General features: G+C 49.7%; 2 protein-coding genes, 2 tRNA genes and 2 rRNA genes (2 of these 6 running past the window's edge). 5 read left to right on the forward strand and 1 reads right to left on the reverse strand.

Annotated elements, in window-relative coordinates:
* Positions 1-3, forward strand: a tRNA-Pro gene (locus DNHGIG_RS09215) (it extends 74 nt beyond the left edge of the window).
* A 7-nt stretch (positions 4-10) separates the two neighbouring features.
* Positions 11-87: transfer RNA gene (locus DNHGIG_RS09220), tRNA-Ile, on the forward strand.
* Positions 88-305: 218 nt separating this feature from the next.
* Here the strand turns inward: DNHGIG_RS09220 and corA are convergent.
* A complete protein-coding gene (gene corA / locus DNHGIG_RS09225; protein WP_282199362.1) occupies positions 306-1,277 on the reverse strand; it encodes a magnesium/cobalt transporter CorA in 972 nt (323 codons plus the stop codon).
* A gap of 197 nt (positions 1,278-1,474) precedes the next feature.
* On the opposite strand from corA, the gene cbpB reads away from it, so the two are divergent.
* From cbpB to DNHGIG_RS09240, 3 genes are all read left to right on the forward strand, one after another.
* Positions 1,475-1,921, forward strand: a complete 447-nt coding sequence (gene cbpB, locus DNHGIG_RS09230) for a cyclic-di-AMP-binding protein CbpB (RefSeq protein WP_282199363.1) — start codon at positions 1,475-1,477, stop codon at positions 1,919-1,921.
* 334 nt (positions 1,922-2,255) lie between these two features.
* Positions 2,256-3,806, forward strand: a 16S ribosomal RNA gene (locus DNHGIG_RS09235).
* A 179-nt stretch (positions 3,807-3,985) separates the two neighbouring features.
* A 23S ribosomal RNA gene (locus tag DNHGIG_RS09240) occupies positions 3,986-5,000 on the forward strand (it continues 2,040 nt past the right edge of the window).
* The 16S and 23S rRNA genes sit together here, the layout of an rRNA operon.

The raw sequence follows: 5,000 nt of genomic DNA on the forward strand, positions 1-5,000 counted from the left end.
CCACTGTTTCGGGCCTATAGCTCAGCTGGCTAGAGCGCACGACTGATAATCGTGAGGTCAGTGGTTCAAGTCCACTTAGGCCCACCATACGAATATGATAAGCTGATTCCTTTTCAGGAATCGGCTTTTTTTATTTGATGTGTCTACTGAAAGTACGATCACTCATTAACGGATTGTAAAACTGGAGTGTAAGAAATTTGGGGAGCATAGTTCGTTGAGTTCGAATTTGAAGCAAAAAAGAAGGAATGATGCCAGCTTCAAACGAATCAAACAGGAGAAACCCGAAGCTGGCTATTGGTCAGGTGTTACAGCCAATGTTTCCGTTTAAAATAGATCACAAATCCGATAGCGGTAATTGCCATAAGCCCGAGCGCAAATGGATACCCGTATTTCCAATGGAGCTCTGGCATCCCTTCAAAGTTCATTCCGTATACGGAAGAAATAAAAGTGATCGGTAAAAAGATGGTTCCGAAAATCGTCAATATCTTCATGATTTCGTTCATATGCTTAGATTGTAATGATAAACACATTTCCAACAATCCAGAAACAATCTCTCTTTGGTTATCGATACGATCCATAAGGCGCATGAGATGATCGTAAATATCCATAAAATAAGCACGTGTTCGCCGGTCACGATTGATAAAATCATCATGTAACAAGATGCTTAACATATCTCGATGAGGCAAAACTATTTTTTTCAGCGAGAGCAGGCTGCGACGAAGATAGAAGATTTGATTGATCAGATGATCCGTCGGATTTTTTATGTGGAAGATCTTTTCCTCCATTTTGTTCAATTGATTTTCCACATATTCAACCAATGGGAAAAATTCATCCACAATATGATCGATGATCAAATAGGCCAGATAATTAGGCGTATATTCGATGGATCGGTTCTTTTTCTCGAACGATGTGAAAAGCTGATCAATCGACGGCTGATCATCGAGATGAACGGAAACCAGGAAGTTTTCACCCAAAAAGAGATTGACCTCATGAACCCCAAATCGTTTCCTTTCATTTCTTCTTTCCTTGACAGCATGCACGACGATAAACAGATATTCATCGTAATTTTCCACTTTTGGTCTTTGCAATGAAGGACCGCAATCTTCGATCGCCAATGGATGAAAGTGAAACAGGGTATCCAGCAATTTCAATTCTTCGTCTGTGGGCTGATTAAAATCCACCCAATACCAAGAATCTTTATTTACATCTTGTGTGAGTAATTCTACGGGGATGTTTGTGATGGTCTTTCCGGCTTTTACTTTCAAAGTACGAATCATATGTAAAGATGCCTCCACTTATAATCTGTGACTCGATTATATAGCAATATAAGCAAGTGCGTGCAAATTTCTGGTTTTATCACTTGCTTTCGCTCTGTCTTTTGATCTGAGACAGTGCTGGGGAAAGGACTTTTGAGATCTTTTAGAGAAACAAATAATGTGAAGTGAATTATGGAAGAAGAGGAGCGAAACAAAATATGATCAACTTGGAGACGAGCAATCTCCTCGAAAAAGAAATTAAAGAATTAGTGATTCCTGCCGATAATGTGGCTCACGTGCAATTGGGAAATTCGCTGGAACATGCTTTACTCGTGTTGATTAAATCGGGGTATTCTGCAGTTCCAGTTTTGGATACATCTTATAAAATTCAGGGACTGATCAGTAATACCATGATCATGGATTCGATACTCGGAATTGAGCGCATCGAGTATGAGAAATTGAGCGAGCATAAAGTGGAAGAAGTCATGAATACCAAGATCCCGCGTATGAAAAATAGCGATACATTTTTTAGAGCCTTGGAACTGTCCATTAATCATCCCTTTGTATGTATCGAGGATGAAGCTGGTGTTTTCGTGGGAATTCTCACCCGTCGTTCCATTTTAGCTTTGGTATATCGATATTTTCGTGGCGTCTTGGGAAAATAGATGATCAAAAGAGTGAAGTGACGTATGTTTACTTCCCGCTGTGCGCTTCTTGATTTTTGGACGGGAAAGTGATGATTTTGTTTATCTTTGTTTTGTAATGAGAGTGGAAGTTCTCTTGCGATGTATGGTACGATTACACCCGTCGCCGCACGGAGCGGTGATGATAAACGAAGAAACAAATTACCACTTGCAAAATAGATTGCAAGGTGGTATATTGGGAAAGTCGCTGTTGCGACAGTCGCTCTTTGAAAACTGAATCGTGCAGAAGAGAGCCACGATTGAACATTGCATGGGCTCTGCAAGAAGCCTCGCTTTCGAGGCGCAGAGCGAATTTTTCTTCGAGAGTTTGATCCTGGCTCAGGACGAACGCTGGCGGCGTGCCTAATACATGCAAGTCGCGCGGATGGAGAGGAGCTTGCTCCTTGAAGTCAGCGGCGGACGGGTGAGTAACACGTGGGCAACCTGCCTGGCAGACGGGGATAACGCTTGGAAACGAGTGCTAATACCCGATACGCTCTTCACGGGCATCCGTGAGGAGGGAAAGGCGCTTCACGGCGTCACTGCCAGATGGGCCCGCGGCGCATTAGCTAGTTGGTGGGGTAACGGCTCACCAAGGCGACGATGCGTAGCCGACCTGAGAGGGTGACCGGCCACACTGGGACTGAGACACGGCCCAGACTCCTACGGGAGGCAGCAGTAGGGAATCTTCCGCAATGGGCGCAAGCCTGACGGAGCAACGCCGCGTGAGTGATGAAGGTCTTCGGATTGTAAAACTCTGTCTTCCGGGACGAACCGATAGGTGAGGCAATGCTCCTATCCTGACGGTACCGGAGGAGGAAGCCCCGGCTAACTACGTGCCAGCAGCCGCGGTAATACGTAGGGGGCAAGCGTTGTCCGGATTCACTGGGCGTAAAGCGCGCGCAGACGGCTTTCTGCGTCCGGGGTGAAAACCCGGGGCTCAACCCCGGGACGGCCTTGGATACGGGAGAGCTTGAGGGTCGGAGAGGCAAGGGGAATTCCACGTGTAGCGGTGAAATGCGTAGAGATGTGGAGGAACACCTGTGGCGAAGGCGCCTTGCTGGCCGATTCCTGACGTTGAGGCGCGAAAGCGTGGGGAGCAAACAGGATTAGATACCCTGGTAGTCCACGCCGTAAACGATGAGTGCTAGGTGTTCGTGGGCTCATACCCATGAGTGCCGAAGCTAACGCATGAAGCACTCCGCCTGGGGAGTACGGTCGCAAGACTGAAACTCAAAGGAATTGACGGGGGCCCGCACAAGCAGTGGAGCATGTGGTTTAATTCGAAGCAACGCGAAGAACCTTACCAGGGCTTGACATCCCGCTGACCGGTCTGGAGACAGACCTTCCCTTCGGGGCAGCGGTGACAGGTGGTGCATGGTTGTCGTCAGCTCGTGTCGTGAGATGTTGGGTTAAGTCCCGCAACGAGCGCAACCCTTGTGTTGTGTTGCCAGCATTCAGTTGGGCACTCACAACAGACTGCCGACGACAAGTCGGAGGAAGGCGGGGATGACGTCAAATCATCATGCCCCTTATGTCCTGGGCTACACACGTGCTACAATGGGCGGTACAACGGGATGCGAAACCGCGAGGTGGAGCCAAACCCTGAAAACCGTTCGTAGTTCGGATTGCAGGCTGCAACTCGCCTGCATGAAGCCGGAATTGCTAGTAATCGCGGATCAGCATGCCGCGGTGAATACGTTCCCGGGCCTTGTACACACCGCCCGTCACACCATGGGAGTTGGCAACACCCGAAGTCGGTGGGGTAACCTCTCTGAGGAGCCAGCCGCCTAAGGTGGGGCCGATGACTGGGGTGAAGTCGTAACAAGGTAGCCGTATCGGAAGGTGCGGCTGGATCACCTCCTTTCTAAGGATGTAACAGATGCTTTTCTTCTGCACGGCTCAGTTTTGAGGGAGCGAATTCCTCAAGGTTCCTTGATAACTGGATAGCGAATGCGACATCAACTTTGGCTTATGCCAAGGTACTGCATCAAACAGAGCAAGTTCAAAAAGGCGGATCCACCGACTTTTTGAACAACCTTTGTAGGTTAAGCTACGAAGGGCGCACGGAGGATGCCTTGGCGCCAGGTGCCGATGAAGGACGGGGCTAACGCCGATACGCCTCGGGGAGCCGTAAGCAGGCTTTGATCCGGGGATTTCCGAATGGGGCAACCCACCTCGCGTAATGGCGGGGTATCCACTGCTGAATCCATAGGCAGTGAGAAGGTACACCAGGGGAACTGAAACATCTTAGTACCCTGAGGAAAAGAAAACAACAGTGATTCCCTCAGTAGTGGCGAGCGAACGGGGAAGAGCCTAAACCGCCTGTGCTTGCACAGGCGGGGTCGTGGGGCGTCTCACGTGGAGTTACCAATCCTTTTCGTAAGAGAACGGTTTGGAACGGCCGACCAGAGAGGGTGACAGTCCCGTATCTGAAACGAAGAGGACTCCGAGACGGACCCCGAGTACCGCGGGACACGAGGAATCCCGTGGGAATCCGGGAGGACCACCTCCTAAGGCTAAATACAACCTGGCGACCGATAGTGAACCAGTACCGTGAGGGAAAGGTGAAAAGCACCGCGGGAGCGGAGTGAAAGAGAACCTGAAACCGTGTGCCTACAATCAGTCGGAGGGCGTTTATGCCTGACGGCGTGCCTTTTGTAGAATGAACCGGCGAGTTACGATTGCGTGCGAGGTTAAGGCGGGAAGCCGGAGCCGCAGCGAAAGCGAGTCTGAAGAGGGCTTGAGTACGCAGTCGTAGACCCGAAACCGTGTGATCTATCCCTGTGCAGGATGAAGTGCGGGTAAAGCCGCATGGAGGTCCGAACCCACGCATGTTGAAAAATGCGGGGATGACGTGGGGATAGCGGTGAAATTCCAATCGAACTCGGAGATAGCTGGTTCTCCCCGAAATAGCTTTAGGGCTAGCGTCGGAGCAGAGACATGGAGGTAGAGCACTGATTGGGCTAGGGGCCTTCGCGGGTTACCGAACTCAGTCAAACTCCGAATGCCATGATCTCGGTCTCCGGCAGTCAGACTACGAGTGCTAAGATCCGTGGTC

The sequence above is a fragment of the Collibacillus ludicampi genome, assembly GCF_023705585.1.
GTDB lineage: Bacteria > Bacillota > Bacilli > Tumebacillales > BOQE01 > Collibacillus > Collibacillus ludicampi.